Genomic DNA, 26,911 nt, shown 5'->3' with positions numbered 1-26,911 from the left:
GTGCGTGCCCACCTCGCAGAAGGGCGGTGCACAGGAGCCGCGTCAATCCCGAGGAGAAGACACCGTGGCTATCACGACAATTGCGCTCCATGTCGAACCCGGCGCTTCGGAAGCAGTGGACGCATGCCTTGCGCTGCCGATGGCGATCGCCGAGGCCCACGCCGCGCATGTGACCGCACTCGTGTTCGGAGCAGGCGCGTTTCGCGACGCATCCGGCGCGGACACGACCTTCCTGACTGATCAGGACCTCATTTCCCGCGAGGAGAGGGTGGCCGCGCATGTCCAGAAGGTTCTGGATTCGCGGGGAATCCGGTTCGAGGTGCGTGGCCGCAGCAACTTCGCCTACGGGGTCGGTGAAGTCCTTGCTGACCAGATGCGGGTCAGCGACCTTGGAATCGCGTCGTTCGGCCCGGGCGTCGATATCGGTAAGCGCTTCGTGGTGTCCGGCGGAATCTTCTTGTCCGGGCGGCCGCTGCTGCTCGTGCCGCCCGGCCACGCCGCTTCCTCCTACCCGTCGCGCGTCATCCTGTCCTGGGATGCTTCGCCTGCGGCGGTTCGCTCGGTCCACGGAGCGCTCCCGTTCATCAAGCGGGCGGACGAGGTGACCGTTGTGAGCGTCACGGATGACAAGGAGTTCCGGCCCGGCCAGTCTGGGGTCGAGTTGGTGCATCTGCTGGCGCGTCACGGCGCGCACGCAACCTTCCGCCCCGTCCAACGAGGCCGCCGCGGCGTGGTTCACGCCGTCATGGATGTTGCACGCGAGATCCAGGCCGACATGATGGTGATGGGGGCCGTTCGCCACGCTTCTCTGCACAACCTGGTGTTCGGCAGCGCGACGATGGATCTGCTCGACCAGGGCCCCGCACTGCCCACGCTGATGGCAGCGTAGGATTGTCGGCCGGTCGATCCACTGGCTTGGTCCGCCCGGCCGCTCTGGGCCGAGCGGAGGCCAGAAACCGGGCGGCCGCGTTGATGTCTCCACCGCCATGAACAACGGCAGGATGCCCGCCGATAGGCGCCCGGCCCATTGTCATCGCCTGCAGATCATGAAAGGCCGGGCGTCAAATTCCTCGGGCTGCCACACTCGCCGGGCCCTCCATGCCGGAGCCGCATATGGCCGGTCGTGGCGGCTCCTCCGGATCGAGTTGCATGAACGGTCCGCAGGGGCCGGCGGCCGCTTGAAGCACCCCCCATCCGAAATGGAAGTACCAGCCGTGCAGCATGAGGTTCCTCTGCGCCACACGCTCGGCAACGAAGGGATAGGCCACGAGGTTCCGCAGGCTTGCCAGGATTGCCGCCTGCTCAGCCTGGCGCGCGACAGAAGCATGATCGGCCTCGGTGACCAGACCCTCCATCTCCTCGCGCACCGTCCGTACCACATCGACCCAGTCCGAGACGTACTCGAAGCGCCCGGCCCCGTGATCATGTTCCAGCAGGCAGCGTATGCCGGCGCAGAAGGAATGGCCCAGCACCACGACATGGCGCACGCCGAGCGCCCTGACGCCGAACTCGATGGCTGCGGCGGTGCCATGGGGCTGGCGATCCGGCGTCGGCGGTGGCACCAGGGCGGCGACATTGCGCACCACGAACAGGTCCCCGGGGCGCGCGCCGCAGATGATCGCAGGGTCGGTGCGGCTGTCCGAGCAGGCGATGACCATCACTTCCGGATGCTGGCCTTCCAGCAGGCGGCTGTAGAGTTCCTCATCCGCTTCGAAATGCTGGTGCCGGAACCGGTTGAAGCCGCTCACCAGGCGACGCAGCGCCGCGTGGCCGGCGGGTGAGGCGCCGGCGGCGCTGCCCGGCGCCGGGCCGCCGGCGGAAGGAGGCAATGCCCGGCCGGGCTGGCTGCAATCGCAGGCGTCAGGCCAGTGGCTGCTCCGTGCCATGACGATGCCGCTCCTAGGCCGGGGCAACGGCAGGCAGGCCCGGTGCCCGGCAGGCCTCGGCCGCCTGCGCCAGCACGAAATCCGCCAGCGCGCCGATGTCGGACGAGGGGAGGAAGGGCACGGGCGCTGCCACCGGCGCACTGCCGGTGACGGCGCAAACCGAGGGGTCGTCCATTGCCTGCAGACGCCGGTCCTGCCCCGCCCGCACGGCCTCCAGCTTGGGGTAGGGCGAGAGCCGGAAGCCTTCCAGCAGCACCACGTCCACCGGCAGCAGCCGCGCCAGCAGGGCATCGACATCCGGCTCCGCCTCCATCCCCCGCAATTCGCGCATCAGGATCTGGCGCGTGCCGCTGGCCAGGATGATCTCCTGCGCGCCGGCCTCGCGCTGCACCCAGCTGCCCGTGCCCGGCCTGTCGAGGTCGACATCGTCCGGCACGTGCTTGATGGTGGAGACCCGCAGCCCCCGCGCCGACAGCTCGGCGACGAGGCTGCGCGCCAGCCCTGCCTTGGCAGCGCAGCCGCCGATGATCCCGAAGACTTTCATGGCGAGGATATCTCCGTTGGTGAAGCCCCCGCCCGGCGGGCCACCCGTGGCAGCTCCCCTCGGCGGACGGCCATGCCCAGCTCAAGGCTGCGGGCGATCCGGTGTGCACGCTCCATCAGGTAGGCCGCCGCCGCAGGTCCGCAGACCGCCTCCGCCGTCTGCCCGAAGAGCGACAGCCATTGGGCGAAATGTTCCGGCCGCAACTCCATCGCCGCATGCGCGGCCATGGGCTGGCCGTGGTAGCGCCCGCTCATCAGCGCCACGGAGGACCAGAAATCGCGCAGCCGGGCGATATGGGCTTCCCAGTCCGTGACCCCGGCAAAGAGCGGGCCGAGCAGCCTGTCGCGCCGCGCTTCGGCGTAGAAGGCGCGGAGCAGCCGCTCCAACATGGCCTCGTCCAGCCCTGCCGGGCGTGGCGCCGGAGGGGCTGCCGCCATCCGGCGAGCGATCAGGGCGGCGGCGCGGGTTGCGCGGCCTTCCGGCCCGTGCGTCGGGCCGCTCATGCCAGCGCCTCCCCTTCCGCGCCGAAGGGCAGCACGTCCAGCGCATCCCCCGGCCGGAGCTCCTGCAGCCCGGCCTCCAGGAAGGCCAGGCCGGACGCGCCCAGCAGGGGCGACAGCCGGCCGGAGCCGTCCGGCCCCGTGCGCGCCGCCTCCAGCACGCCGTCGCGGCTATGCAGGCGGACGGGCAGGAACTCGGCGCGCCCCGGCCTGCGGCGCAGGGCGAAGCCGGCGCGCGACACCACGGGGCGGGGTGCCGGCGTCCCCGCCATGCGGGCCAGCAGCGGGCGGAGGAAAGCCAGCGCGCCGGCCAGGGCCGCCTGCGGGTTGCCCGGCAGGCCGAGAAAGAGGGCATCGCCGATCCGCCCCGCCGCCAGCGGCTTGCCCGGCTTCATGGCCACCTTCAGCACCGCCAGCTCGCCGCCCAGCGCCCGCAGCGCCTCGCGGACATGGTCCTCGTCGCCCACCGAGATGCCGGCGGTGGTCAGCACGAGGTCGGCCTCGCCCGCAGCCGCGCGCAGGGCATCGCGCATGGCGCCGGCCTCGTCGGCCACGGCCGGGCGGCTTTGCACCGCCACGCCCCAGCTCCGCAGCAGCGCGCGGAGCATGGGCGTGTTGGAATCATGGATCTGCCCGGGCGCCAGGGGCTGGCCTGTCCCGCGCAGTTCCCGCCCGCTCGAGAGCAGCACCAGCCGGGGATGGCGCCGCACCGGGACAGCCTCCACGCCCTGCGCGGCCAGCAGGGTGACGTGCCGCCAGTCCAGCCGCGTGCCGGGATGGATGAGCACCTCGCCCGCGCCGATGTCCTCGGCGCGGCGCCGCAGGTTCGTGCCGGGCGCCGGCAGCCCGGCCAGCTGGACGAAACCCTCCCGCAGGACGACATGTTCCTGCGCGATCACCGCGTCCGCCCCCTCCGGCAGCGGCGCGCCGGTGAGGATGCGGTGGGCCGTGGCGGGCGCCAGCCATCCCGGCGCCTCGCCCGCCGCCGTCCGGCCGGCGACGGGCAGCCAGGCGCCCGGCAGGGCCGCGCCCGTGGCGATGGCGTAGCCATCCATGGCCGACTGGTCGAAGCGGGGCAGGTCGAGCCGGGCCTGCAGGGGGGCGGCGGCGATGCGGCCGCAGCATGCCTCCAGCGGCACCGTCTCGGCGGGCAGAGGCGCCTCCGCCAGGGCCAGGACGCGCGCCCGCGCCTCCTCGAACGGCATGCCGCCCCCGGGACAGGTGAGGTCAGCGCGGGCGAAGCCGGGGGTGATGGCGTTCATGCCGGCACCCGCGTGATGCGGACGCGCACCGGATCTGGGAAGGCCTGGCGCAGCAGGCGCTCCACCGCGGCGGCGGCGGGCTGCGGGGAGGCGGCCATGGCGCTCATCAGGTCCAGCCAGACCTCCTCGCCGCCATGCTCCACCAGGTGCCGGACCCTCTCTGCCAGCAGCGGCCCGGCCGCCACGCCTTCCGCCCGCGCCGCCTGCCCGACGCGCTCCCGCAGCGCGGAGGGGCCGACGATGGCGAGGAACGCCTCGGCCCGGCCGGGATCGGTCAGGCCCTCGAGAATTGCGCCGAGCATGGCGGCCCCTTTCCTCACTGCACCAGCGGCGTCGCCGCGCCCGGCATGTCGAAGCCCTCGATCCGGGCCTGCCCGGCCAGCAGGGCGACATACTGCGCGACGGCGCGGCGCCAGGAATGTTCCTCCAGGTAGCGCGCGATCGTCGCGCGCACCTGCGCGAAGGGCAGCGCCTGTCCCTCCACCTTCCGCTCCAGCCGCAGCACATGCACGCCGTAGCGGGTGCAGACTGGCGCGGCGCAGGTCTCGCCCGGCCGCAGGGCCAGCAGCGCGGCCTCGAATTCCGGCGTGGTCTCGCCGCGCGCGACCTGCCCCAGCCGGCCGCCCTCGGCGGCGGAGGGGCAGTCCGACAGGGCGCGGGCCAGGGCCTCGAAGCGCTCCGGGTGGCCTGCCACCTCGGCCAGCACCGCGCGCGCCCGCGCCTCCGCCACGGCATGGGCGGCGGCATCACCGCGCGCGGCCTTGAACAGGATGTGCACCGGCTCGAACAGGTCGGGGGCGCGGAAACGGGCGGGGTTGGCCTGGTAGTAGCGGCGGCAGGCCGCCTCATCGGCCTGCGGCGTGCGGATCTCGGCCTGGAGGAGGGCCTGGATCAGCCGCTCCTCCTCCGTCTCGCGCGGGCCCTCGCCCGGCTGGGGCGCGGCGACCACGCCCAGGGCCCGGGCGCGCTGCGCCAGCAGCGCACGGACGACCAGCGCCCGCGTGGCGGCATCCCAGGCCTGCCGGGCGCTCTCCCCGGCATGGTGCTGCACCTCCTGGGCGATGGCGGCATGCGCGATGACATGGCCATTGACGGCGACGGCAGGCGGCGGCGCCGCCGCCGCCTCGCGGAGGGTGACGCGGCGCATGGCTCAGTTCCCCCCGGCCGGCAGGGCAGGCGCCTCGGCCACGGGCTTCCGCCCGGTGCTGCCGGCCACGGCCGGCGTGGCATCGGCCATGGCGCGAGCCACCGGGCGCCGCGTGCGGACGACCTGGTAGCCGGTGCGGCCCAAATACCAGACGGGCGCACTCCAGACGTGCACCAGCCGGGTGAAGGGGAACACGACGAACAGCGTCATGCCGAGGAACAGGTGCAGCTTGAAGATCAGGCTGACATCCGCGACTTCCGCCGCCACGCCGGGCTGCAGCGTCACGATGCCCTGCGCCCAGGTCATGAACTTTACCATCTCATGCCCGTCCATATGCTGGGCGGAGACGGGAATGGTGAGCAGGCCGAGCGTCAGCTGCGCCCAGAGCAGCAGCAGGATGGCGGTGTCGCTGGTGCTGGAGGTGGCGCGGATGCGCGGGTCCAGCAGCCGCCGGTGCGCCAGCAGCGCGATGCCTATCCAGCAGGCGATGCCGGCGATGCCGCCCACCAGCATCGCCATGCCCTGCTTGAAGCCATGGCCAATGCCGAGCGCGTCGAACACCGCCACGGGCGTCAGCAGCCCCACCAGATGGCCGCCGAAGATGACGAGGATGCCGAGGTGGAAGAGGTTGGAGCCGAGCCGCAGCTGCTTCCGGCGCAGCAGCTGGCTGGAGCCGGCGCGCCAGGTGTACTGCCCATGGTCGAAGCGCAGCAGGCTGCCCAGCAGGAAGACCGCCAGCGCGACATAGGGATACCAGCCGAACAGGGCGTTGTTGATCCAGTTGCCCATGGTGTGTGCCTCCTCAGGCCGCCGCGGCGTCGCGCGTCGCCGCCCGCAGGCGGGTGCGCAGCCGGTCCGTTCCACAGCCGTCCAGCGCCTCTCCGGGGCCGAAGCGGACGGCCGCCTCCTCCCAGGCCGCGTCGAGCGCGGCGAGATCATCCGGGTCCTCGTCCGGGATGGCCGAGGCGCCGGTGGCCGGCGCCCGCGCCAGCGTGGCCACCGCCTCCATCACCGCCGCATAGCCGGCATCGCGCGCCGCCAGCCGCCCGGCCAGCGCGCGCAGGATGGCGGCCGGCTCGGCCAGCAGCGCCTGCGCCTCGGCCTCCGGCAGCAGGGAGAGGAACTCCAGGAAGAGCGGCAGGAAATCCGGCAGCTCGCCCGGCGCCATCTCCAGCCCGTGTTGCGCGTAGAGGCCGATCAGGTCGGCCATGGCCTGGCCGCGGTCGCGGCTCTCGCCATGCACATGCTCGAACAGGTGCAGCGAGACGGCGCGGCCGCGGTCGAACAGGTCTACGTAGCGCTCCTGCAGCGCATAGATGTCCTGCGCGGCGAAATCCCGCAGCAGGGCCGCCAGCGCAGTGCGGGAAGCCTCAGGCAGCATCGCCTCGGCCTCGAGCGCGGCGGCGATCTCCGGCGCGGCGGCCCGCATCGCCTCCGTGGGATAGGAGAGCAGCGCCGCGAGAGCGCGATAGGTGCGGGCCATCACTCGACCTCCATCGGGGTCTTGCCCGGGGAACTGCCGGGCGCCTTGCCGCCGCCGAACAGGCTGAAGCCGGTCTTGCCCGAGCAGCCATCGCCGAAGGAGAAGCCGCAGGAGCCGCGCAGCTGGTAGGCATCCTCCCCCGTCTCGCGGTGCGCGGTGGGGATGACGAAGCGGTCCTCGTAATTGGCGATGGCCATCAGCCGGTACATCGCCTCGATGTCGTTCCCGGTCAGGCCGACACGCTCGGCGAGGCTGTCGTCCAGCACGCCATCGACGGTCTTGCCGCGCATGTAGGCGCGCATGGCCAGCATCCGCTCCAGCGCCAGCTCCACGGGTTTCGTACGCCCGGCGGTCAGCAGGTTCGCCAGATACTCGACGGGGATGCGCAGCGACGCCACGTCCGGGATGCCGCCCACGGCACCGAGGTCACCCTTGGCGGCGGCGGACTGGATCGGGCTCAGCGGCGGCACGTACCAGACCATCGGCAGGGTGCGGTACTCGGGGTGCAGCGGGAAGGCGATCTTCCAGTCCATCGCCATGCGCCACACGGGCGAGTGCTTCGCGGCCTCGAGCCAGGCGTCCGATATGCCGTCCAGCCGCGCCTGCGCCTGCACGCGCGGGTCCGCGGGGTCGAGGAACACCTTCAGCTGCGCCTCGTAGAGATCGCCCTCGTCCGGCACCGAGGCGGCTTCCGCGATGCGGTCGGCATCGTAGAGCACCACGCCGAGGTAGCGGATGCGGCCGACGCAGGTCTCGGAGCACACCGTGGGCAGCCCTGCCTCGATGCGCGGGAAGCAGAAGGTGCACTTCTCCGACTTGCCGGAGGACCAGTTGTAATAGACCTTCTTGTAGGGGCAGCCGGAGACGCACATGCGCCAGCCGCGGCACTTGTCCTGGTCGATCAGGACGATGCCGTCCTCCTCGCGCTTGTAGATGGCGCCGGAGGGGCAGGCCGCCGCGCAGGCCGGGTTGAGGCAGTGCTCGCACAGCCGCGGCAGGTACATCATGAAGGTGTTCTCGAAGGCGCCGTAGATCTCCTTCTGCACGCCCTCGAAATTGGCGTCCTGGCTGCGCTTGCTGAACTCGCCGCCCAGGATCTCCTCCCAGTTCGGTCCCCACTCGATCTTCTCCATCCGCTGCCCGCTGACCAGCGAACGCGGACGGGCGGTCGGCATGGCCTTCGCCTCGGGCGCCTTCTGCAGGTGCTCGTAGTCGAAGGTGAAAGGCTCGTAGTAGTCGTCGATCTCCGGCATGTCGGGGTTGGCGAAGATCTTGCTCAGCACGCGCCACTTGGCGCCGATGCGCGGCTCGATCCGGCCGTCCTCGCGGCGCACCCAGCCACCCTTCCAGCGCTTCTGGTTCTCCCAGTCCTTCGGGTAGCCGATGCCGGGCTTGGTCTCGACATTGTTGAACCAGGCGTATTCCACGCCCTCGCGGCTGGTCCACACGTTCTTGCACGTCACCGAGCAGGTGTGGCAGCCGATGCACTTGTCGAGGTTCAGCACCATCGCGATCTGCGCGCGAACCTTCATCACACGATCTCCTTCGCGGCGGTATCCTCGAGCCAGTCCACCTTGTTCATGCGCCGGATAACGATGAACTCGTCGCGGTTGGCGCCGACCGTGCCGTAGTAGTTGAAGCCGTAGGATTGGTGCGCGTAGCCGCCGATCATGTGCGTCGGCTTCAGCACCGCGCGGGTGACGGAGTTGTGGATGCCGCCGCGCTGGCCGGTGACCTCGCTGCCCGGCATGTTCACGATCTTCTCCTGGGCGTGGTACATCATCACCATCCCCGGATTGACGCGCTGCGAGACCACCGCGCGGGCCACCAGCGCGCCATTGGCGTTGTAGGCCTCCACCCAGTCATTGTCGGCGATGCCGGCGCGCTTCGCGTCCTCCTCGCTCATCCAGATCACCGGGCCGCCGCGGTTCAGCGTCAGCATCAGCAGGTTGTCGGAATAGGTGCTGTGGATGCCCCACTTCTGGTGCGGCGTGATGAAGTTCAGCACGATCTCCGGGTTGCCGTTGCCGTGCCGGCCGCGCACCGGGGCCACGGCCTTGGTGTCGACCGGCGGGCGCCAGGTGACGAGACTCTCGCCGAAGCCGCGCATCCACAGATGGTCCTGGTAGAGCTGCTGGCGCCCTGTCAGCGTCCGCCACGGGATCAGCTCATGGACGTTGGTGTAGCCGGCGTTGTAGCAGACCTTCTCGCTCTCCAGCCCCGACCAGGTGGGGGAGGAGATGATCTTGCGCGGCTGCGCCTGCACGTCGCGGTAGCGGATCTTCTCGTCCTCCTTGGGGAGCGCGAGATGCGCGTGGTCGCGGCCGGTGAAGCGGCCGAGCGCCTCCCACGCCTTTACCGCCACCTCGCCATTGGTCTCCGGCGCCAGGCTCAGGATGGCCTCGATGGCGTCGAGATCGGCGTCGAGCCTGGGCTGGCCGTTCGGCGCGGTGCCGTTCAGCGCACGGAGGAACTCCACCTCGTGCCGGGTGTCCCAGCCGATGCCCTTGCCGCCATTGCCGAGCTTCTCCAGCAGCGGGCCCACCGAGGTGAAGCGCTCGTACAGCGCCGGGTAGTCACGCTCCACCACGGCCACGCTCGGCATGGTGCGGCCGGGGATGGGCGGCACGGCGCCGGTCTTCCAGTCCTGCACGTCGAAGGGCTGGGCCAGCTCGCCCGCCGTGTCGTGCTGGATCGGCGTCAGCACGACGTCGGTTTCCTTCCCCAGCACCTCGGGCGCCACCTCGGAGAAGCTGCGGGCGATGCCCTTGTAGATCTCCCAGTCCGAGCGCGCCTCCCAGGCCGGGTCCACCGCCGCGGAGAGCGGGTGGATGAAGGGGTGCATGTCGGAGGTGTTGAGGTCGTTCTTCTCGTACCAGGTGGCCGTCGGCAGCACGATGTCCGAATAGACGCAGGTGGTGGACATGCGGAAGTCCAGCGTCACCAGCAGGTCCAGCTTGCCCTCCGGCGCCCTGTCGTGCCAGCGCACCTCGCGCGGCGTCTCGTGCCCTTCCTCGCCCAGATCCTTGCCCAGCACGCCATGGCTGGTGCCCAGCAGGTGCTTGAGGAAATACTCGTGCCCCTTGCCGGAGGAGCCCAGCAGGTTGGAGCGCCAGACGAACATGTTGCGCGGCCAGTTCGCCGGATCATCCGGGTCCTGGCAGGAGAGCTCGAGCTCGCCGGACTGCACGGCCTGCGCCACATAGTCCTTGGGCTCCATCCCCGCCGCGCGCGCCCTGGCCGCGATGGTCAGCGGGTTCTGCCGGAGCTGCGGCGCGGAGGGCAGCCAGCCCATCCGCTCGGCGCGGACATTGTAGTCGATCAGCGCGCCGCTCCAGTCGCCCTCGGGCGCGGTGGGCGAGAGGATCTCGGAGACGCCGAGCGTCTCGTAGCGCCACTGGCCGGTGTGGGCGTAGAAGAAGGAGGTGGAGTTCTGCTGCCGTGGCGGGCGGCTCCAGTCCAGCGCGAAGGCGATCGGCGCCCAGCCGGTCTGCGGCCGCAGCTTCTCCTGCCCGACGTAATGCGCCCAGCCGCCGCCGGATTGCCCGATGCAGCCGCAGAAGACCAGGAGGTTGATGATCCCCCGGTAGGCCATGTCCATGTGGTACCAGTGGTTCAGCCCCGCGCCGAGGATGACCATGGAACGGCCCTTGGTCTTCTCCGCGTTGGAGGCGAATTCCCGCGCCACATGGATGATCTGTTGCCGCGGCACGCCCGTCACGCGCTCCGCCCAGGCGGGGGTGAAGGGCTCGTCCGTGTCGTAGGAATGCGCCACATGGCCGCCGCCGAAGCCGCGGTCCAGCCCGTAATTGCCGCAGAGCAGGTCGAAGACGGTGGTGACCAGCGCCTCGCCGTCACGCAGTTGCAGGTTGCGCACGGGGATGTTGCGGACCAGCACGTCCGGGTGCTCGGTCGCCGTGAAGCCGTTGGTGGCGGCGCCGCCGAAATAGGGGAAGGCGACGCGCGCGGTGGGGCCATGCCCCGCCAGCGTCAGCGCCAGGGCGACATCGGTGCCGCCGCTCTCGCGGGCTTCCAGGTTCCACTTGCCCTGCTCGCCCCAGCGGAAGCCGATGGAGCCGTTCGGCACCACCGGGTTGCCGGCGGCGTCGAAGGCCACCGTCTTCCAGGCGGGGTTGTTCGCCTCGCCCATCCCGTCCACGAAGTCGTCGGCGCGCAGCAGGCGCTCGGCCACGTAGCGGTCGCCCTGCCGCACCAGGCGCACCAGCATCGGCATGTCGGTGTAGCGGCGGGCATAATCGTCGAAATAGGGAACGGTGCGGTCGAGGTAGAACTCGCGCAGCATCACATGGCCCATGGCCAGCGCCAGCGCCGCGTCGGTGCCCTGCTTGGGGTGCAGCCAGAGATCGGCGAACTTCGTGGCCTCGGCGTAGTCGGGCGAGACGACGACGCTCTTGGTGCCCTTGTAGCGCACCTCGGTGTAGAAATGCGCGTCCGGCGTGCGCGTCTGCGGCACGTTGGAGCCCCAGAGCATCAGGTAGCCGGCATTGTACCAGTCGGCGCTCTCCGGCACATCGGTCTGCTCGCCCCAGGTCATTGGGCTGGCGGGCGGCAGGTCGCAGTACCAGTCATAGAAGCTCATGCAGACGCCGCCAAGCAGCGACAGGTAGCGCGAGCCGGCGGCGTAGGAGACCATCGACATCGCCGGGATCGGCGAGAAGCCGATCACGCGGTCCGGCCCATAGGTCCTGGCGGTGTAGGCGTTGGCGGCGGCGATGATCTCGTTGACCTCGTCCCAGCCCGCGCGCACGAAGCCACCGAGGCCGCGCTTCTTCGTGTAGCTCGCGCGCTTCTCCGCATCCTCCACGATCGAGGCCCAGGCGGCGACGGGGGTGCGGATCGCCCGCGCCTCGCGCCACAGCTTCAGCAGGCGGCCGCGCACCATCGGGTGCTTCACGCGGTTGGCGGAGTAGAGATACCAGGAATAGCTGGCGCCACGGGCGCAGCCGCGCGGCTCGTGATTCGGCAGGTCCGGGCGCGTGCGCGGGTAGTCCGTCTGCTGCGTCTCCCAGGTGACGATGCCGCCCTTCACGTAGATCTTCCACGAGCAGGAGCCCGTGCAGTTCACCCCATGCGTCGAGCGGACGACTTTGTCGTGCTGCCAGCGCTTGCGGTAGCCGTCCTCCCAGGCGCGCGGCTCGTTGGTGACCACCCCGTGGCCGTCGGCAAAGGTGTCGACCTGCTTCCGGAAGAAGGTCAGCCGGTCAAGGAAGTGGCTCATCCCTGGATTTCCTGCGGTATGCGGTGCCTCGGGCAGCGAGGACCGCGAAGCGTGCCCAGGTTATGGATGAGCTCAGGCGTGGCATTCATTGATCTGAGTCAAGGAACCGGAGTGATCAAAATGCATAATTGGATTGATACAAATCACGCCGACGGGCCCGACGATCAGCGCTCCGCGGCACAGCGAAAGACCTCTTCGGTGGATGCCACGATGCCGCATGACCCTGCGGAGACCGCAGGGGCGGCCCTGTCCGAGAGCGGCGCCGAGCCCGCGACGCCCCGGGAGGCCCTGGCCGCCACGCCCTGGCTGCGCGCCGTGCCGGAGGCGCTCCTGGACCGGCTGGCGAGCCTGGCGATCCTGCATCGGCTGCCGGTCGGCAGCGTGGTGTTCGAGCAGGCCGAGACGCCGAGCTTCGCGCAGATCCTGATCGGCGGCAGCGTCGAGCTGCTGGGGATCCGCGGCCGCGAGGAGGCCTTTGTCGAGCTGGTCCGTCCGGTCGACCTGCTGCTGCCGGCTGCCGTGCTGAACCGCCAGCCCTACCTGCTGCGGGCCCGCGTGCTCGGCGAGGCGCGCCTGCTGCTGATCCAGGCCGAGATCTTCCGCGAGGCGGTGGCCTCCGACCACGCCTTCTGCCTGGCTGTGCTGGCCTGCCAGGCGGCGCAGTTCCGCCGCCAGGTGAAGCTCGCCAAGAATGTGCGGCTGCGCTCGGCCGAGGAGCGGGTCGGCTGCTACCTGCTCCGCCTCGCCGAGGCCACGCCGCCCGGCCAGGCGGCGCGCCTGCCCACCGAGAAGCGCCTGATCGCCTCCGAGCTCGGCATGACGCGGGAGACCTTCTCCCGCTCCCTCGCCGCGGTGGCCCGCCATGGCCTGCGCGTGGAGGGAGACCTCCTGCACGCCGAGGACCTCATGGCGGCCCGCGCCCGCTTCGCCCTCGATCCGCTGATCGACGGCCCCGAAACCCTCCATCCGCTCCTGGCAAGGGGAGTTCCAAGATGACGACCGCTCCGGTCGCCCCGGCCGATCAGGGCCGCGCCCTGTGGCTGTCCACCTTCGCCTTCACGGTCTGCTTCGCCGTGTGGACGATCTTCGCCATCATCGGCATCCAGATCCAGAAGGATCTGGGCCTGACCGACACGCAGTTCGGCCTGCTGGTCGGCACGCCGATCCTGGTCGGCTCGCTGATCCGCCTCATCCTCGGCGTCTGGGCCGACCAGTATGGCGGGCGGGTGGTCTTCACCCTCACCATGCTCTCGGCCGCCGCGATGACGGTGCTGCTGACCTTCGCCTACGACTACCCGACCTTCCTGCTGGCCGCGCTCGGCGTCGGCCTCTCGGGCGGCAGCTTCTCGGTCGGCGTGGCCTATGTGGCCAAGTGGTTCCCGAAGGAGAAGCAGGGCACCGCGCTCGGCATCTTCGGTGCCGGCAATGTCGGCGCGGCGGTGACGAAGTTCGCCGCCCCCAGCGTCATGGTGGCCTATGGCTGGCAGAGCGTGGCGCTGATCTGGGCGGCAGCGCTGGCCGTCACGGCAGTGCTGTTCTTCCTGCTCACCCGCGACGATCCGGACCTGGAGCGCCGCCGCGCGGCGGGCGCCCGGCCGGAATCCCTGGCCGCGATGCTGGCGCCGATGGCCAATGTCCAGGTCTGGCGCTTCTCGCTCTACTACTTCTTCGTCTTCGGCGGCTTCGTCGCCCTGGCGCTGTGGCTGCCGCGCTACCTGATCGGCGTCTACGGGCTTGACATCAAGACCGCCGGCATGATCGGCGCCGTCTATTCCATCCCCGCCTCGGTGTTCCGCGCCTATGGCGGCCACCTGTCGGACCGCTACGGCGCGCGGCGGGTGATGTACTGGTCGCTTCTCGTCGGCGTCGCCTGCGCCTTCATCCTCTCCTACCCGCCCGCGCACTATGTCATCCAGGGCATCCGCGGCCCGGTGGCGTTCTCGGCCCGCCTCGGCATCGTGGGCTTCATGGTGGTGGCCTTCGTGCTCGGCTTCTTCATGAGCCTGGGCAAGGCCGCCGTCTACAAGCACATCCCCATCTACTACCCGGACCGCGTGGGCGCGGTGGGCGGCATGGTCGGGCTGGTGGGTGGGCTGGGCGGCTTCCTGCTGCCGATCGCCTTCGGCCTGCTGAACGACCTCACCGGCATCTGGCAGAGCTGCTTCTGGCTGCTCTTCCTTGTCGTCGCGGCCGCACTGGTGTGGATGCACCTGGCCATCCGCCGGATGGAGCAGGCCGCCGCCGAGGCCGGGCTGCCCGCACGCAGCCTGCCCGAGCTGCCCGAGATGCAGCCGATCCACGGCACCGCCCAGCAGGGCGCGCTGGCCGCGAGCGGCGCCATCCGTGACTGGCGGCCGGAAGACGCCGATTTCTGGGCCGCGGCCGGCCGCCGCATCGCGCGCCGCAACCTGTGGATCTCGGTGCCCTGCCTGCTGCTCTCCTTCGCGGTGTGGATGGTGTGGTCCGTGGTGGTGGCCAAGCTGCCCGCCATCGGCTTCGCCTTCAGCAACGAGCAGCTCTTCTGGCTGGCCGCCCTGCCCGGCCTCTCGGGCGCCACGCTGCGCGTCTTCTATTCCTTCATGCCCGCCATGTTCGGCGGCCGGCTGTGGACGACGCTGACCACCTGGTCGCTGGCCCTGCCGGCGCTCGGCATGGGCTTCGCGGTGCAGGAGCCCTCCACCCCCTACTGGATCTTCCTGGCCCTGGCGCTGCTCTGCGGCCTGGGCGGCGGCAACTTCGCCTCCTCCATGGCCAACATCTCCTTCTTCTTCCCCAAGGCGGAGAAGGGCAATGCGCTGGCCATCAATGCCGGGCTCGGCAATCTCGGCGTCAGCGTGGTGCAGTTCGTGGTGCCGCTGGTCATCACCACGGGCGTCTTCGGCTGGCTGGGCGGCGCGCCGCAGGCCGCTCCCGCGGGCGGCGCGCAGGCCTCGCTGTGGCTGCAGAATGCGGGCTTCGTCTTCGTCCCCTTCATCGTGGCCAGCGCCATCGCCGCCTGGTTCGGCATGGACGACATCGCCACGATGAAGGCCTCCTTCGCCGACCAGTCGGTCATCTTCCGCCGCTCGCACAACTGGATCATGTGCTGGCTCTACACCGGCACCTTCGGCTCCTTCATCGGCTTCTCGGCGGCCTTCCCGCTGCTGACGAAGATCCTCTTCCCCGAGGTCAATGCGCTCTCCTATGCCTTCCTTGGCCCGCTGGTCGGCGCCCTGGCGCGCGCGGCGGCGGGGCGGCTGACGGACCGCGTGGGCGGCGGGCGCATCAGCCTGTGGGTGTTCGTGGCGATGAGCCTCGGCACGCTCGGCATCCTCTACGCCATCGGCATGAAGGGCAGCGCCTCGGCCTTCCCGGCCTTCTTCGGCAGCTTCCTCTTCCTGTTCGCCGCCAGCGGCGTCGGCAACGCCTCCACCTTCCAGATGATCCCGGCGATCATGCGCAAGGAGGTCGCGCGCCTGAACCCGGGCCGCCCGGCGGCGGAGCTGGTGAAGCAGGCGGACAAGGAATCGGCGGCGATCATCGGCTTCACCTCGGCCGTGGCCGCCTATGGCGCCTTCTTCATCCCGAAGTCGTTCGGCAGTTCCATCGCGGCCACCGGCGGGGCGGAGCTGGCCCTCTACGGCTTCCTCGGCTTCTACGTCAGCTGCATCGCCATGACCTGGTGGTTCTACACCCGGCGCGGCGGCCTGCTGCACGACGTGGAGCGCGGCGGCCGCAAGGCGCCCGTGCCTGCGCCTTCCCCGGCGGAGTAGGCACGCCCGCGCGGGAGGATGGCGCCACGCCTCCCCCACCAAGGGAACATCGCGCCGGCGGGACATTGCAGCCGCCGGCGCCGCATCAGCCAGAACCGGCCCCTTCCGGGGCCTCCAGGAGAGCCGCCCGATGAGCGCTTCCACTGCTTCCGTCTTCGGCCCGCGCAGCGTCGCCGAGATCGCCGCCGCCCTGCCGGGCGCGACGGCCGTGTTCCGCCGCCACAAGCTGGATTTCTGCTGTGGCGGGCAGGCTCCGCTCGCCGAGGCGGCGGCACGGCGTGGCGTCGACCTCGCCACGGTGGAGGGCGAGCTTGCCGCCCTCCTCCCCGATGCCGCCGCCGCCACGGTGCCGCAGGAGACGGGCCCGCTGATCACCCTGATCGAGCAGCGCTAGCACGCGACGCACCGGCGCGAATTGCCGGAGCTGGTCCGCCTCGCACGCCGCGTCGAGGCGGTGCATGGCGAACATCCCCTCGCGCCGCGCGGCCTGGCCGATCTGCTGGAGCGGATGGCCGCCGAGCTCGAAGACCACATGCAGAAGGAGGAGCGGATCCTCTTCCCGCTGATGCGCCAGGGCGGCCACCCGATGATCGGCCAGCCGATCAGCGTCATGCGCGCCGAGCACGACGACCATGGCGGGCATCTGCAGGCGCTGGAGGGGCTGACGCAGGGCGGGGTTCCGCCGGAGGACGCCTGCAACACCTGGCGCGCCCTCTACGCCGGCACGCGCAAATTCGCCGACGACCTGATGGAGCACGTCCATCTGGAGAACAACGTGCTGTTCCCGCGCTTCTCGGCCTGATCCGCCATGCCGGCCTCCGTCCCGATCGGCATCGTCACCGTCTCCGACCGCGCCAGCCAGGGCGTGTACGCGGATGCGGGCGGCCCCGCCATCCACGCGGTTCTGGCGCGCATCCTGGCCACGCCCTGGCGCGCCGCCGCGCGGCTGGTGCCGGACGAGCAGCCGCAGATCATGTCGGCGCTGACGGCGCTGGCCGATCAGGAGCGATGCCCCCTGATCATCACCACCGGCGGCACGGGACCGGCGCCGCGCGATGTCACGCCCGAGGCGACGGAGGCGGTCTGTGACCGCCTCCTGCCCGGCTTCGGGGAGCTGATGCGCGCCGTCTCGCTGCGAGCCGTGCCGACCGCCATCCTGTCGCGCCAGGCCGCCGGCACGCGGGGGCGCAGCCTGATCGTGAACCTCCCGGGCAAGCCTTCGGCCATCGCCGAATGCCTGGAGGCGGTCTTTCCCGCCATCCCCTACTGCATCGACCTGATCGGTGGCCCCCGGCTGGAGACCGACCCTGCCATCTGCAAGGCCTTCCGCCCGCAAGGCGCCTGAAGGACGTCCCCGCGGCCAGGTCCTGGCGCCGGAAGTGCCGGTGTGTGCCAAGGGCCTCTCATGCCTGCCATCGCCTGCCACGGGCGGGTCCCCGCAAAGCCGGCGTCCTTTCCCGGCCTCAGCCTGCGCCTGCCTGTCCTTCGCGGAGATTCGCCCTCGCCGCGGCCATGACCTCTCCGGACAGCATGTCGAGGAGCCGTGCGCCGATCCGGGCCGCCTGCCAGTGCAGCGCGACGCCGAGCCGGCGTTCCGGCACCAGCTCGACCAGCCGGCCGGAGCCCAGATGGTCCGCGACGAGAGGCAGCGGGTTCATGCCCCAGCCCAGCCCGGCGAGCGCGCCATCCACGAAGCCCTGCGTGGACGGCACCCAATGCACCGGCGCATCCAGCGCGGCGGCGCCGAGGACCTCGCCTGCCCAGCGTGCCTGCAGGCCATCCCGCCGGTCGAAGCGCAGCATCGGTGCCCGCGTGATCGCCTCGGCGTCCACGCCGCGCGGGAAGTGGCGGCGGACGAACTCCGGGCTGGCCGTCGCCGCATAGCGCAAGGCGCCGAGCGCGACGGTGCGGCAGCCCTGCACGGGGGCGGGATCGGTCGTCACCGCCGCCAGCACCTCGCCCGAGCGCAGGCGGCCGGCCGTGTGCTCCTCGTCGTCCAGCACGAGGTCGAGCAGCGCTCCGGTCCGTTCCGCGAAGCGCGCCGCGGCCGGCAGGAACCAGCTTCCGAGGCTGTCGGCATTCACGGCGATGCGCAGCGTGACCCGGCTTTCACTCCGCTCGCCCCTGCCGGCGATGCCGGGGAGCTGCGCGGCCAGTTCGCCTTCCAGCAGCCGGACCCGCTCGGCATGCGCGCAGAGCTTCGCCCCGGCCTCGGTCGGCACCGGCGGTTGACCGCGCATGACGAGCACCGCGCCGAGACGCTCCTCCAGGCCGCGGACGCGCTGCGACACCGCCGAGGGCGTGACGCCCAGGACGGCGGCGGCGCGCTCGAAGCCGCCTTCGCGCACCACGGCGGCCAAGGCAGCCAGGGACGGATAGTCGAGCAGGTTTAGCTCCGCTTCATCGAGGTTAGGAAGATGATCTGGCCTACAGGAAGGCGTGACGGCAGGAAAGCGCCCATGATCACCGCCACCCCCTTCCTGACCGGCTTTGCCCTTTCCGCGGCCTTCATCGTCGCCATCGGCGCGCAGAATGCCTTCGTGCTCCGCCAGGGCCTGCGGCGCGAGCATGTCGGGCCGGTCGTCCTCTTCTGCGCCCTGGCGGACGTCATCCTGATGGGTGCCGGCGTCGCCGGGCTTGGCGCAGCGCTGGAGCGCCTGCCAGGCCTCGTCACGGTTCTCACCCTGGGCGGGGCCTTGTTCCTGACCTGGTACGGGGCCGGGGCGCTCCGCCGTGCCTTGCGCCCGGCCGGGGGCCTGTTGGCGGACCAGCCGGCCGCGGCCCTCACCCTGCGGGCGGCACTGGCCCGCACGGCAGGGTTCACCCTTCTCAACCCCCATGTCTATCTCGACACCGTCCTGCTGGTCGGCGGGATCGGCGCTGCGCAGCCGCCGGGCGGGCAGCCTGCCTTCCTGGCCGGAGCAGGCATGGCGAGCGCGTTCTGGTTCGCCGCCCTGGGCTATGGCGCACGCCTGCTGGCGCCGCTCTTCTCGCGCCCCGCGGCATGGCGCGTGCTGGATGGAATGATCGGGCTGACGATGCTGGCCATGGCTGCCGGGCTTGTTGTCCACGGCCTGGCGTGAGCACGGCCTGCAGGGCTGCGGAACCCGGTCATCCTCTCGTCAGCGTGCCGGGCCGCGCTCAGGAGCATCACCGCCATGATGCTCCGTTTCCCTTCCGGCAGGGGGTGGGCCGTCAGTGGTCAGGCTTCTGCGATCATGGCCCTGACGCGGGTGGCGAGCCCTTCCATCGAGAATGGCTTGACCATGACCCGCATCCCCTCGGACAGATGGCCATGGCTGAGCACCGCGCTGTCCGCGTAGCCGGTGATGAACAGCACCTTGAGGCCGGGACGTAGCACGCGCCCCGCCTCGGCCATCTGCCGCCCGTTCATGCCGCCAGGCAGGCCCACATCCGTCACCAGCAGGTCGATATGCGCGTTCGAGCGCAGCATGTTCAGCCCTTCGGCGCCATCGGCCGCCTCGATGGCCGTGTAGCCCAGCTCCCCCAGCACCTCGGTGACCAGCATGCGCACAGTGGGCTCGTCGTCCACCACCAGCACCGTCTCGCCCTGCTGCGCCCGCGGTGCCTCGGCCAGCTCGACGGGGGACTCCCCGGTGACCGGCCTGCCGGCATGTGGGGGCAGGTAGAGGCACACCCTGGTACCCTGCCCCGGCTCGGAGGCGATGTGCACTTGGCCGCCGGACTGGCGCGCGAAGCCATAGATCATGCTCAGGCCCAGGCCGGTGCCCTCACCGAGAGGCTTGGTGGTGAAGAAGGGGTCGAAGGCGCGGGCGATCACGTCGGGCGCCATGCCGGTGCCGTTGTCGGTGACGCAGAGCGTCAGGAAATCGCCCGCCGGGACGCCGAGGTCGTCCGCCGCGCGCGCGTCCAGCCCCTGGCGGCCGGTCTCGATCACGAGCCTGCCGCCGTCCGGCATGGCGTCGCGGGCGTTGATGCAGAGGTTCAGCAGAGCGTTCTCGAGCTGGTTCGGGTCGATCAGGACGGGCGGAAGCCCCGGCTCGCCCACGATATCGACCGTGATGGCCGGGCCAACGGTGCGCCGGATCAGGTCCCCCATATCCCCGACCAGCCAGTTCATGTCCGTGGGCTTCGGGTCCAGCGTCTGCCGCCGCGAGAAGGCCAGCAGCCGGTGCGTCACCGCCGCCGCGCGGTCGGCGGCACCGCGGGCGGCGCCGATGTAGCGGTCCAGGGCGCCGATCCGGCCCTCCGCTACCCGGGCCTGCAGAAGCTCCAGGCTGCCGATGATCCCGGTCAGCAGATTGTTGAAATCGTGCGCGAGGCCACCCGTGAGTTGCCCCACCGCCTCCATCTTCTGCGCCTGGCGCAACTGCTCCTCCGCCTTGCGCAGCGCGTCGGCGGTTGCCTTCTCCTCGGTGATGTCGCGTCCCGCGGCGATGATCAGGCCATCGCCCGGCCCGCCCGTCCAGGCGATCCAGCGGTAGGTGCCGTCCGTGTGCCGGTAGCGGTTCTCGAAGCGCCGGAAGGCCTGTCCTCCCGCGATGGCGGAGGTGCACTCGGCCGTCCGCTCATGATCCTCCGGATGGATGAGGTCGAGCAGATTGCGCCCGACCAGATCGTCCTGCGTCCAGCCCAGCGTCGCGGCCCAGGCCGGGTTCGTGGCCTGGATGGTGCCGTCGAACCCGGCCACCAGCATGATGTCCTTCGACAAGGTCCAGAGCCGGTTGCGGTCGGCGGTGCGCTCGGCGACCTGCTGCTCAAGGCTCTCGTTCAGGCGGCGAAGTGCCTCCTCCGCCACGCGGCGCGCGGTGACGTCGTTGGCGGTGCCGAACCACTCCGTGATCTCGCCCGCCGAGCCAAACAGGGGCACGGCCTTCGACTGTGTCCAGCCGACGCCGCCCGCCGCGAGCCGGACCCGGTGCTCGAGCGAGAACACCGTCTGGTTCCGGATCGCCTCCTGGATCGCCGCGGTGACACGCGCCTGCTCGTCTTCCGGGATGTAGTCGGCCAGCCAATGCGGGTTGGCCGAGCCGGTGTCGACCAGGAAACCGTTGCCGGTGAGCTGGTGCATCTCGGCCCAGTCGGCACTCATGGAGTACAGCACTTCCGAGGAGGCGCTCACCACGGCGGCCAGCCGCGCCTTGCTGGCCTGCAGCGCCTCGTTCTGCTGCGCGAGTGCGGCGTTGGCCTGGAGCAGGTCGCGCTCCGCCACCACCTGGCGCGTCGTCTCGGTCACCACCAGGAAGATGCCCGTGATCTTGCCATGGTCGTCCCACAGCGGGCTGTGGCAGTGCGTGAAGTAGGCGTCCTTCGGCGCCCCGTCACGGTCGGGCGTGTATCTGGCGTTCTCGACGAAGAAGGACTCGCCGGACAGCACGCGGTTGAAAATGGGCGTGAGCTGGTCCCACATCTCCGACCACCATTCGTAGGCAGGCCGGCCGAGGTTCCCTGGGTGCTTCCGGCCCAGGCTGGGCGCGTAGGCATCATTGTAGAAGGTGACCAGCTCCGGGCCCCAATGGATCATCATGGGGAAATCGGAACTGAGGATGATGCGGACAGCCGTCCGCAGCGAGAGTGGCCAGCCCTCGATGGGGCCGAGCGGGTTGCTGGCCCAGTCGACCGCGCGCAGCCGTGCCCCAGCTTCCCCGCCGCCGGCGAGACACATCTCTTCCGGCACGGCTCTCTAGCGCTCCATCTCGGCCGGGCAGGCTGCAAGCCTCAGGAGCCGCTCCTGCTCGATGGCCTCCTCCCGTTCCAGGACCCGGAGCGCTGCCCGAACGACCTCGCTGGCGTTCTGGTAACGGCCGGAGGAGACCCGCTCCAGGATGAAGCGGTCCATGGCCGGAGTGATGGAGACGTTCTTGCAGATCTGGCGAGGCATGCGGCAAGGAATGATAATTCAGGCGGAATGTCAAAGATTGATAGGCGCTGCCGAGCGTGGCGGCTCCCACGGCTTTGGGGGTGACGAATGTGGTCCTGGCCCCCGAAACCGCTCCACTCGGGACGCTACTCTCCCGGGCTCAGCGGCCGGCCGCGGCCCTGGTCCGGCTAGCGGCGCCTGCCCGTGCCGCTCCGGCGGGAAGGCTGGCCGGAGGACCGGAAGGGCGGCCACCGGCTCTGTGCCGAAGAAGGCCATCGGCTCTATGCCGAAGAAGGGCTGTCGCTCCGGGCCAGGGGCTGGAGCGCCCGGCGGTGGGTGGACCAGCCGGCGCCGGATGATCGGCGTTCCGTTGCCCGGTCGGCGGCGTCCTCATAAGCCCGGATGTGGGCGCAGCTCTTCACATTGCTGGTCCCGGGCTGGTCCCGGTCGTATGCCAGCGGCTCTCCGGGGCAGCGGCGCTGCCACCCTTCAGCCCCGCTTTCCGTGGAAGGCAAGATGCCTGCGGGTGGCGCCAGGGCGGCAGATGCAGGTCCGATGGTCGATCAGCATTTCGAAGCCGTCTCCTGAACAGGAACGTCGGCAGGGTGCCCCTCGGCCGCAGGCTCGATGACCAGCAGGACGAGATCGCGCAGGGAGGCCAGCGTCATCAGCGCGGCGCTGACAGGGATGGCAGCGTACCAGGCAGCGACCGGCAGCTCGAGAATCGGCGAGGTGGCACTGGCATCCAGCGCCAGGTTCAGGCCGTACCAGCCCAGGATCAGCGCGAAGGCCAGGCAGCACAGCGTGACGAGCAGGCGCAGCACCCGGCGAGCGAGGCCTTGCGGCAATGCCTGCAGCAGCACGTCGACGGCGAAGTGCCCCCCCTCCCGCCACAGCTCGGCGGCGCCCAGGAAGACCATCCAGGCGAAGAGGAACTCCACCCCCTCCCCCACCCAGGCGATCTCGGCCATGCCGGCGGCGCGGCCAAGGATGTTCGCCGCGACGAGCAGCATGAGCAGCGCCAGCGCCCCCGCAGCCAGGAAGCGCAGCGCGAAGCCGATGCCGCGGTCGATCGTCTTGAGCTGTTCCATGTCAGCGGGCCCAGTAATGCGGCAGCAGGGTAGAGACCGCGGGGATGAAAGCGACCAGCAGGGTCACGACAAGGATTCCCAGCAGGTAAGGCCAGAGCTCCGCCACCAGCTCCCCCATGCGGACACGGCAGACGGTGCAGATGGCGAACAGCACCATGCCGACAGGTGGCGTCAGCAGGCCGATCGCCGTCGTCAGTACCAGCATGACGCCGAACTGCAGCGGGTCGATGCCGAAATGCTGCACCACCGGCATGAACAAGGGCGTGGTGATGACGATGATGGCCACGCCCTCGATGAACATGCCGAGCACGAGCAGCACTGCCAGCATCAGCATGGTGGCCGCCATGGGGCCATCGGCCACGGAGAGCAGGCCGGAGACCAGCGCGTCCGGCACCCGCTGGTGCGTCAGCATCCAGCCGAAGAAGCCGGAGGCCGCGATGACGAACATGATGACGGCCGTGGAGCGCGCGGTGGACCACAGGATGCCCGGGAGGTGGCGCCAGGTGATCTCCCGGTACACCACCATGCCGAGGAACAATGCATAGGCGCAGGCGACCACGCCGGCCTCGGTCGGCGTGAACAGGCCGCCGAGCAGGCCGCCGATCAGCAGCGCCGGAGCACCGAGCGGCAGCACGCCGCCCAGCACCGCGACGGTTGCCTCCCGCAGGGTCGGCCGTGCCTCATGCGGGTAGTTGCGCAGCCGCGCGGTGACGGCGACGGCGACCATCATCACCGCCGTCATCAGCAGACCCGGCACGACGCCCGCCAGGAACAACTGCACCACCGAGACCCCGGTGATGCCGCCATAGATGACGAAGGGCACGCTGGGCGGGAAGATGGGCCCGATGGTGGAGGAGGCGGCGGTGACGGCGGCCGAGAAGCCGAGGCCGTAGCCGCTCTTCTGCATGGCACGGATCTCGACCTGGCCGAGGCCTGCGGAATCGGCCACCGCGGCGCCGGACATGCCGGAGAAGAGCAGGCTGGCCAGCACGTTCACCTGGCCAAGCCCGCCCCGCATCCGCCCGACCATCACGCTGGCCAGCCGGAACAGCCGGTCGGTGATGCCGGCGGTGTTCATGATGGTGCCCGCCATGACGAAGAAGGGGATGGCGAGCAGGGTGAAGCTGGTGCCGGCCGCGTACATGCGCTGCGGCAGCATCGGCAGCACCATGGCCTGATCGGCCAACAGGTAGAGGACGATGCCGGTGCCGCCGATGGCGACCGCCACAGGCAGGCCCAGCGCGATCAGCGCCACCACGGCACCGAGGATGAGGAAGGCGGTCATGGCGGCGCCCCTGCCTCAGGCCCTGGCGCTCTGCACGATCTTCAGCATCCGGTCCATGTTGGCGCGGCCCGCATAGGCGGCGACGCGGTCATAGGCCGGGCCCATCGCGGCGCGGAACGGCTCCAGCTCGGGCCGGGTGATCCTGACGCCGGCCGCCTCCAGCTTGCGCAGCTCCTCCGTCTCCTGCTCCGCCACCAGGCGGCGCATCAGCGCCGCGGCGTTGGTGCTTTCCTCGCGCAGAAGCTCCTGTTGCTTCTTGTCGAGCTTCTGCCAGCGGCCGCGGTTCATCACATGCACCAGGCTGTTGTAGCAGTGCCGCGTCAGCGCCAGATGCGGCTGCGTCTCGTGCAGCTTCATGTGCCAGATGACGCCGACCGGGTTCTCCTGCCCGTCCACCACGCCCTGGTTCAGCGCGCTGGGAAGCTCGGTGAAAGCGATCTGCGTGGCGCGGCCGCCCAGCGCCTCGATGCAGGCGACCAGTTGCACCTCGGGCGGCGTGCGGATGCGCAGTCCCTTGACGTCGTCCGGCGTCAGGATCGGCCGGCGCGAGTTGGTGATGTTGCGGAAGCCATAGTCCCAGGTGGCGAGCTGCACCAGGCCCTGCTTCTCCAGCAGTGGCGCGCTCCACTCCGCGAAAGCGCCATCCAGCACGGCAAAGGCGTGCGCCGGATCACGGAAGATGAAGGGCGCCATCACGGTTGCGAAGGCCTTCTCGTACTTGTCGAGCGCCCCCTGCGTGGGCAGGTTCATGTCGATGACGCCCAGCTTGGTCTGCTCGAGCTGCTCGGGCGGCGCGCCAAGCTGGTTCGACGGGAAGATGTCGATCTTCAGGGCGCCGTCGGAGCGGCGCTCGACCGCCTCCTTCATCTGCAGCGCCGCCTTGTGGCCGGGATGGCTGTCGGCGGCGAGGTGCGCCAGCTTCAGCGTGGTGGTGGCGGCGGCCGAGCGGCCAAGCAGGGCCGGTGCGGCCAGCACCGCGCTGCCCAGCAGCAGCGCGCGACGGTTGGTGTTCATTGCCTTGGACTCCCCTTCGATGCGGCCGGTCTCAGCCGGCTTTCGCGCCATCCGGCAGCGTCGCCTCGATGCCGGTGAAATGTTCGTAAGCCTTGATGACGGCCGCGCAGTTTTCCTCGGAGAAGCCCAGCGCCTCGGCCATCGCGTAGGTCTGATGGATGCTGTCCGCCATGAAGCCCGGGAGGCCGGCGCTCTCCAGCCAGCGCGCGTAGTACTTCACGTCCTTCCGGGCCAGTGCGATGCTGATGCCGGGGTCGAAGTCGCGCGACAGGGTCTTGCGGCCGTAGAGGTCGAGCATGCCGCTGCGGCCGCCGGCGGCGGAGATGATCTCGACCGCGCGCCCCAGATCCAATCCATCCTTGGCGGCCAGCGCAAAGCCCTCGCACCAGGCGGCGACATTGGCGAAGGCCACGTAGTTGTGGATCAGCTTCAGACGGATGGCGTGGCCGACGGGGCCGATATGGAACACGTTCTCGGCGTAAAGCGCGAAGACCGGCCGCAGCGAGTCCAGCAGCGCCGCCTCGCCGCCGAACAGCACGTTGACGCAGCCCTGCTCGGCATGGACAGGGGTGCGGGTCATCGGCGCCTCGGCATAGGCGATGCCGCGCCCGGCGGCCGCCTCGCTCATCCGCCGCACCGCCTCCGGGTTGGTGGTGGTGTGGTCCAGCAGGATGCTGCCGGGGCGCATCGCCGCCAGCAGCCCGTCAGGGCCGAGCGACAGCGCCTCCACATCCTCGGCAGTGTTGACGCAGATGGCGAGGATGTCGGCTGCGGTGGCCATCGCGGCCAGCGAGGGGGCCGCAGTCGCCCCGAGCGCCACATGTTGCGCCACGGCTTCCTCGCGCCGGTCGGCCACCATGACTTGGCGGCCTTTCCGCAGCAGGTTGCGGACCAGGCCGCCGCCCATGCCGCCCAGTCCAATGAAGCCGATGCTGCGCGCGTCGTCGGACATGCCTGCCGTCACCCTCCCCTGCTCTGCTCCTGAAGCCCGGAACAGTCGTGCTTGGCGTGGACGTCAGCACACCGTAAGATGTCTTACAAGTGGATTTGCGATGCGCGACGCCTTGATGGCATCGGGCCGCCAGATCCTCCATCGCATGGGATACTACGTGACCCGAACCTCCTTCCCGTCTCTGCGCCGCCGTGGCCCGACCCTACCGGAGGCCGTGGCCGGTGAACTGACACAGGCGATCCGCGCCGGACGCCTGGGGCCCGGGGATCGCCTGCCGGGCGAGCAGCAGCTCGCCAGCGAGTTCGGCGTCAGCCGCCCTGTGGTGCGCGAGGCGATCTCCCGTCTGCAGCAGGAAGGGCTTGTCGAGAAGCAGCAGGGACGCGGCGCCTTTGTCGCCGATCCGGCCCGTGCCGGCGTTTTCCGTATCTCGCCGGCCTGCTTCGCCAAGCGGCAGGAACTGGCGAAGCTGCTGGAGATGCGCACCGGGCTGGAGGCCGATGCCGCTGCCCTCGCCGCGCTGCACCGGCGCCCCGCCGACCTGCAAGCGATGGAGGCGGAACTCGCAAACCTGGTCGCCGCCGATGCGCGTGGTCGGGACGGCGCCGCCGACTGGGTTGCGGCGGAGAATGCTTTCTACGCTGCCATTGCCTCAGCGGCAGGGAACGAGCACGTCCGGGTGTTCCTCGAGATGATGTCGGTGCAGATAAGCATGCACCTGTCCTCCGTGGTGGTGAAGAACGCCATGGCGGTGGAGCTTGGCGGCGCGGTCCTGGCCGAGCACATTGCGGTTCATGCCGCCATCGCCGCCGGTGATGCGGAAGCCGCACGCAGCAGTGCGCGGCGCCATTTCACGGCCGCCGCAGCCCGTTTGGTGGCCCGCGCCGATTTGGCTGATATCTGATAACCCATCTGCG

At 70.5% G+C, this 26,911-nt stretch carries 24 protein-coding genes and 1 pseudogene; 8 read left to right on the top strand and 17 right to left on the bottom strand.

Features of this window, described 5'->3' with window-relative positions; translation table 11 throughout:
* Positions 1 to 64: 64 nt before the first annotated feature.
* Entirely contained in the window at positions 65 to 889 is an 825-nt protein-coding gene (locus tag ACZJYS_RS04180) for a hypothetical protein (protein ID WP_493176001.1), read from the top strand.
* Between the two features lie 172 nt (positions 890 to 1,061).
* Here ACZJYS_RS04180 and ACZJYS_RS04175 read toward each other — a convergent pair whose 3' ends face one another.
* Genes ACZJYS_RS04175 through ACZJYS_RS04130 form a run of 10 tightly spaced genes read right to left on the bottom strand, consistent with a single transcriptional unit; the run spans position 1,062 to position 12,061 of the window.
* Positions 1,062 to 1,886, bottom strand: a complete 825-nt coding sequence (locus ACZJYS_RS04175; protein WP_493175999.1) for a carbonic anhydrase — start codon at positions 1,884 to 1,886, stop codon at positions 1,062 to 1,064.
* A gap of 13 nt (positions 1,887 to 1,899) precedes the next feature.
* Positions 1,900 to 2,430: a molybdopterin-guanine dinucleotide biosynthesis protein B gene (mobB, locus tag ACZJYS_RS04170; RefSeq protein WP_493175997.1), complete on the bottom strand. Its 531-nt coding sequence runs from the start codon at positions 2,428 to 2,430 to the stop codon at positions 1,900 to 1,902.
* Entirely contained in the window at positions 2,427 to 2,933 is a 507-nt protein-coding gene (locus ACZJYS_RS04165; protein WP_493175995.1) for a group III truncated hemoglobin, read from the bottom strand. The genes mobB and ACZJYS_RS04165 overlap by 4 nt, the downstream gene beginning before the upstream one ends.
* Entirely contained in the window at positions 2,930 to 4,192 is a 1,263-nt protein-coding gene (locus ACZJYS_RS04160) for a molybdopterin molybdotransferase MoeA (protein WP_493175993.1), read from the bottom strand. The genes ACZJYS_RS04165 and ACZJYS_RS04160 overlap by 4 nt, the downstream gene beginning before the upstream one ends.
* The gene (locus ACZJYS_RS04155) at positions 4,189 to 4,494 is read right to left on the bottom strand and encodes a hypothetical protein (protein WP_181378121.1); all 306 of its coding nucleotides are present in this window, start codon (positions 4,492 to 4,494) and stop codon (positions 4,189 to 4,191) included. The genes ACZJYS_RS04160 and ACZJYS_RS04155 overlap by 4 nt, the downstream gene beginning before the upstream one ends.
* A gap of 14 nt (positions 4,495 to 4,508) precedes the next feature.
* Complete coding sequence (locus tag ACZJYS_RS04150; RefSeq protein ID WP_109517174.1) at positions 4,509 to 5,339, bottom strand: peptidylprolyl isomerase; 831 nt, start codon at positions 5,337 to 5,339, stop codon at positions 4,509 to 4,511.
* Between the two features lie 3 nt (positions 5,340 to 5,342).
* Entirely contained in the window at positions 5,343 to 6,128 is a 786-nt protein-coding gene (narI, locus tag ACZJYS_RS04145; protein WP_109517175.1) for a respiratory nitrate reductase subunit gamma, read from the bottom strand.
* A gap of 13 nt (positions 6,129 to 6,141) precedes the next feature.
* The gene (gene narJ, locus ACZJYS_RS04140; protein ID WP_493175991.1) at positions 6,142 to 6,822 is read right to left on the bottom strand and encodes a nitrate reductase molybdenum cofactor assembly chaperone; all 681 of its coding nucleotides are present in this window, start codon (positions 6,820 to 6,822) and stop codon (positions 6,142 to 6,144) included.
* Positions 6,822 to 8,354: a nitrate reductase subunit beta gene (gene narH / locus ACZJYS_RS04135; protein ID WP_493175989.1), complete on the bottom strand. Its 1,533-nt coding sequence runs from the start codon at positions 8,352 to 8,354 to the stop codon at positions 6,822 to 6,824. The genes narJ and narH overlap by 1 nt, the downstream gene beginning before the upstream one ends.
* Entirely contained in the window at positions 8,354 to 12,061 is a 3,708-nt protein-coding gene (locus ACZJYS_RS04130; protein ID WP_493175987.1) for a nitrate reductase subunit alpha, read from the bottom strand. The genes narH and ACZJYS_RS04130 overlap by 1 nt, the downstream gene beginning before the upstream one ends.
* Before the next feature lie 210 nt (positions 12,062 to 12,271).
* Here ACZJYS_RS04130 and ACZJYS_RS04125 point away from each other — a divergent pair, with 210 nt between their 5' ends.
* The 5 genes and pseudogenes from ACZJYS_RS04125 to mog all read left to right on the top strand — a co-directional run bounded on the left by ACZJYS_RS04125 (position 12,272) and on the right by mog (position 17,158).
* Positions 12,272 to 13,057, top strand: coding sequence for a helix-turn-helix domain-containing protein (locus ACZJYS_RS04125; RefSeq protein ID WP_493175985.1), 786 nt, complete (start codon positions 12,272 to 12,274; stop codon positions 13,055 to 13,057).
* Positions 13,054 to 15,813, top strand: a complete 2,760-nt coding sequence (locus tag ACZJYS_RS04120) for a nitrate/nitrite transporter (RefSeq protein WP_493175983.1) — start codon at positions 13,054 to 13,056, stop codon at positions 15,811 to 15,813. The genes ACZJYS_RS04125 and ACZJYS_RS04120 overlap by 4 nt, the downstream gene beginning before the upstream one ends.
* 130 nt (positions 15,814 to 15,943) lie before the next feature.
* Entirely contained in the window at positions 15,944 to 16,207 is a 264-nt protein-coding gene (locus ACZJYS_RS04115; protein ID WP_493175981.1) for a DUF542 domain-containing protein, read from the top strand.
* 12 nt (positions 16,208 to 16,219) lie between these two features.
* Positions 16,220 to 16,615, top strand: a pseudogene (locus ACZJYS_RS04110) (hemerythrin domain-containing protein); the annotation flags it as partial.
* Positions 16,616 to 16,621: 6 nt separating this feature from the next.
* Positions 16,622 to 17,158, top strand: coding sequence for a molybdopterin adenylyltransferase (gene mog, locus ACZJYS_RS04105; RefSeq protein ID WP_493175979.1), 537 nt, complete (start codon positions 16,622 to 16,624; stop codon positions 17,156 to 17,158).
* A gap of 118 nt (positions 17,159 to 17,276) precedes the next feature.
* Here mog and ACZJYS_RS04100 read toward each other — a convergent pair whose 3' ends face one another.
* Positions 17,277 to 18,200 carry a LysR family transcriptional regulator ArgP gene (locus ACZJYS_RS04100; protein ID WP_493176020.1) on the bottom strand — a complete coding sequence of 308 codons (924 nt, stop codon included), beginning with the start codon at positions 18,198 to 18,200 and terminating at the stop codon, positions 17,277 to 17,279.
* 72 nt (positions 18,201 to 18,272) lie between these two features.
* Between ACZJYS_RS04100 and ACZJYS_RS04095 the strand changes: the two genes are divergently transcribed.
* Complete coding sequence (locus ACZJYS_RS04095) at positions 18,273 to 18,896, top strand: LysE/ArgO family amino acid transporter (protein ID WP_109517207.1); 624 nt, start codon at positions 18,273 to 18,275, stop codon at positions 18,894 to 18,896.
* 119 nt (positions 18,897 to 19,015) lie between these two features.
* On the opposite strand, the gene ACZJYS_RS04090 is transcribed toward ACZJYS_RS04095, so the two are convergent.
* The 6 genes from ACZJYS_RS04090 to ACZJYS_RS04065 form a co-directional block, all read right to left on the bottom strand.
* Positions 19,016 to 21,472 (bottom strand): hybrid sensor histidine kinase/response regulator, encoded by a 2,457-nt coding sequence (locus tag ACZJYS_RS04090; RefSeq protein ID WP_493175977.1) that lies wholly within the window; start codon positions 21,470 to 21,472, stop codon positions 19,016 to 19,018.
* A 6-nt stretch (positions 21,473 to 21,478) separates the two neighbouring features.
* Positions 21,479 to 21,676, bottom strand: a complete 198-nt coding sequence (locus ACZJYS_RS04085) for a type II toxin-antitoxin system ParD family antitoxin (RefSeq protein ID WP_109517184.1) — start codon at positions 21,674 to 21,676, stop codon at positions 21,479 to 21,481.
* A gap of 542 nt (positions 21,677 to 22,218) precedes the next feature.
* Positions 22,219 to 22,746 carry a TRAP transporter small permease gene (locus ACZJYS_RS04080; RefSeq protein WP_379649878.1) on the bottom strand — a complete coding sequence of 176 codons (528 nt, stop codon included), beginning with the start codon at positions 22,744 to 22,746 and terminating at the stop codon, positions 22,219 to 22,221.
* A 1-nt stretch (position 22,747) separates the two neighbouring features.
* On the bottom strand, positions 22,748 to 24,031 hold the full coding sequence (locus tag ACZJYS_RS04075) for a TRAP transporter large permease (RefSeq protein WP_493175974.1): 1,284 nt from the start codon (positions 24,029 to 24,031) through the stop codon (positions 22,748 to 22,750).
* Positions 24,032 to 24,046: 15 nt separating this feature from the next.
* Entirely contained in the window at positions 24,047 to 25,045 is a 999-nt protein-coding gene (locus ACZJYS_RS04070) for a TRAP transporter substrate-binding protein (RefSeq protein WP_493175972.1), read from the bottom strand.
* Between the two features lie 31 nt (positions 25,046 to 25,076).
* Positions 25,077 to 25,997 carry an NAD(P)-dependent oxidoreductase gene (locus ACZJYS_RS04065; RefSeq protein ID WP_109517188.1) on the bottom strand — a complete coding sequence of 307 codons (921 nt, stop codon included), beginning with the start codon at positions 25,995 to 25,997 and terminating at the stop codon, positions 25,077 to 25,079.
* A gap of 100 nt (positions 25,998 to 26,097) precedes the next feature.
* Here ACZJYS_RS04065 and ACZJYS_RS04060 point away from each other — a divergent pair, with 100 nt between their 5' ends.
* Positions 26,098 to 26,898 carry a FadR/GntR family transcriptional regulator gene (locus tag ACZJYS_RS04060; protein ID WP_493175970.1) on the top strand — a complete coding sequence of 267 codons (801 nt, stop codon included), beginning with the start codon at positions 26,098 to 26,100 and terminating at the stop codon, positions 26,896 to 26,898.
* Positions 26,899 to 26,911 lie beyond the last annotated feature (13 nt).

The sequence above is a fragment of the Roseomonas sp. TS2 genome (assembly GCF_058833935.1).
The sequence above is the reverse complement of the archived record's forward strand: the minus strand, read 5'-3'. Positions and strand labels throughout refer to the sequence as shown.

Excerpts from the sequence above, each read along its gene's own strand:
- ACZJYS_RS04070 (WP_493175972.1), bottom strand. The coding sequence starts at position 25,045 with ATGAACACCAACCGTCGCGCGCTGCTGCTGGGCAGCGCGGTGCTGGCC.
- ACZJYS_RS04080 (WP_379649878.1), bottom strand. The coding sequence starts at position 22,746 with ATGGAACAGCTCAAGACGATCGACCGCGGCATCGGCTTCGCGCTGCGC.
- ACZJYS_RS04060 (WP_493175970.1), top strand. The coding sequence starts at position 26,098 with ATGCGCGACGCCTTGATGGCATCGGGCCGCCAGATCCTCCATCGCATG.
- ACZJYS_RS04160 (WP_493175993.1), bottom strand. The coding sequence starts at position 4,192 with ATGAACGCCATCACCCCCGGCTTCGCCCGCGCTGACCTCACCTGTCCC.
- ACZJYS_RS04085 (WP_109517184.1), bottom strand. The coding sequence starts at position 21,676 with ATGCCTCGCCAGATCTGCAAGAACGTCTCCATCACTCCGGCCATGGAC.
- ACZJYS_RS04065 (WP_109517188.1), bottom strand. The coding sequence starts at position 25,997 with ATGTCCGACGACGCGCGCAGCATCGGCTTCATTGGACTGGGCGGCATG.
- narH (WP_493175989.1), bottom strand. The coding sequence starts at position 8,354 with ATGAAGGTTCGCGCGCAGATCGCGATGGTGCTGAACCTCGACAAGTGC.
- ACZJYS_RS04175 (WP_493175999.1), bottom strand. The coding sequence starts at position 1,886 with ATGGCACGGAGCAGCCACTGGCCTGACGCCTGCGATTGCAGCCAGCCC.
- ACZJYS_RS04155 (WP_181378121.1), bottom strand. The coding sequence starts at position 4,494 with ATGCTCGGCGCAATTCTCGAGGGCCTGACCGATCCCGGCCGGGCCGAG.
- narI (WP_109517175.1), bottom strand. The coding sequence starts at position 6,128 with ATGGGCAACTGGATCAACAACGCCCTGTTCGGCTGGTATCCCTATGTC.
- ACZJYS_RS04125 (WP_493175985.1), top strand. The coding sequence starts at position 12,272 with ATGCCGCATGACCCTGCGGAGACCGCAGGGGCGGCCCTGTCCGAGAGC.
- ACZJYS_RS04075 (WP_493175974.1), bottom strand. The coding sequence starts at position 24,031 with ATGACCGCCTTCCTCATCCTCGGTGCCGTGGTGGCGCTGATCGCGCTG.
- ACZJYS_RS04165 (WP_493175995.1), bottom strand. The coding sequence starts at position 2,933 with ATGAGCGGCCCGACGCACGGGCCGGAAGGCCGCGCAACCCGCGCCGCC.
- ACZJYS_RS04095 (WP_109517207.1), top strand. The coding sequence starts at position 18,273 with ATGATCACCGCCACCCCCTTCCTGACCGGCTTTGCCCTTTCCGCGGCC.
- mog (WP_493175979.1), top strand. The coding sequence starts at position 16,622 with ATGCCGGCCTCCGTCCCGATCGGCATCGTCACCGTCTCCGACCGCGCC.
- ACZJYS_RS04120 (WP_493175983.1), top strand. The coding sequence starts at position 13,054 with ATGACGACCGCTCCGGTCGCCCCGGCCGATCAGGGCCGCGCCCTGTGG.
- mobB (WP_493175997.1), bottom strand. The coding sequence starts at position 2,430 with ATGAAAGTCTTCGGGATCATCGGCGGCTGCGCTGCCAAGGCAGGGCTG.
- narJ (WP_493175991.1), bottom strand. The coding sequence starts at position 6,822 with ATGGCCCGCACCTATCGCGCTCTCGCGGCGCTGCTCTCCTATCCCACG.
- ACZJYS_RS04150 (WP_109517174.1), bottom strand. The coding sequence starts at position 5,339 with ATGCGCCGCGTCACCCTCCGCGAGGCGGCGGCGGCGCCGCCGCCTGCC.
- ACZJYS_RS04130 (WP_493175987.1), bottom strand. The coding sequence starts at position 12,061 with ATGAGCCACTTCCTTGACCGGCTGACCTTCTTCCGGAAGCAGGTCGAC.
- ACZJYS_RS04115 (WP_493175981.1), top strand. The coding sequence starts at position 15,944 with ATGAGCGCTTCCACTGCTTCCGTCTTCGGCCCGCGCAGCGTCGCCGAG.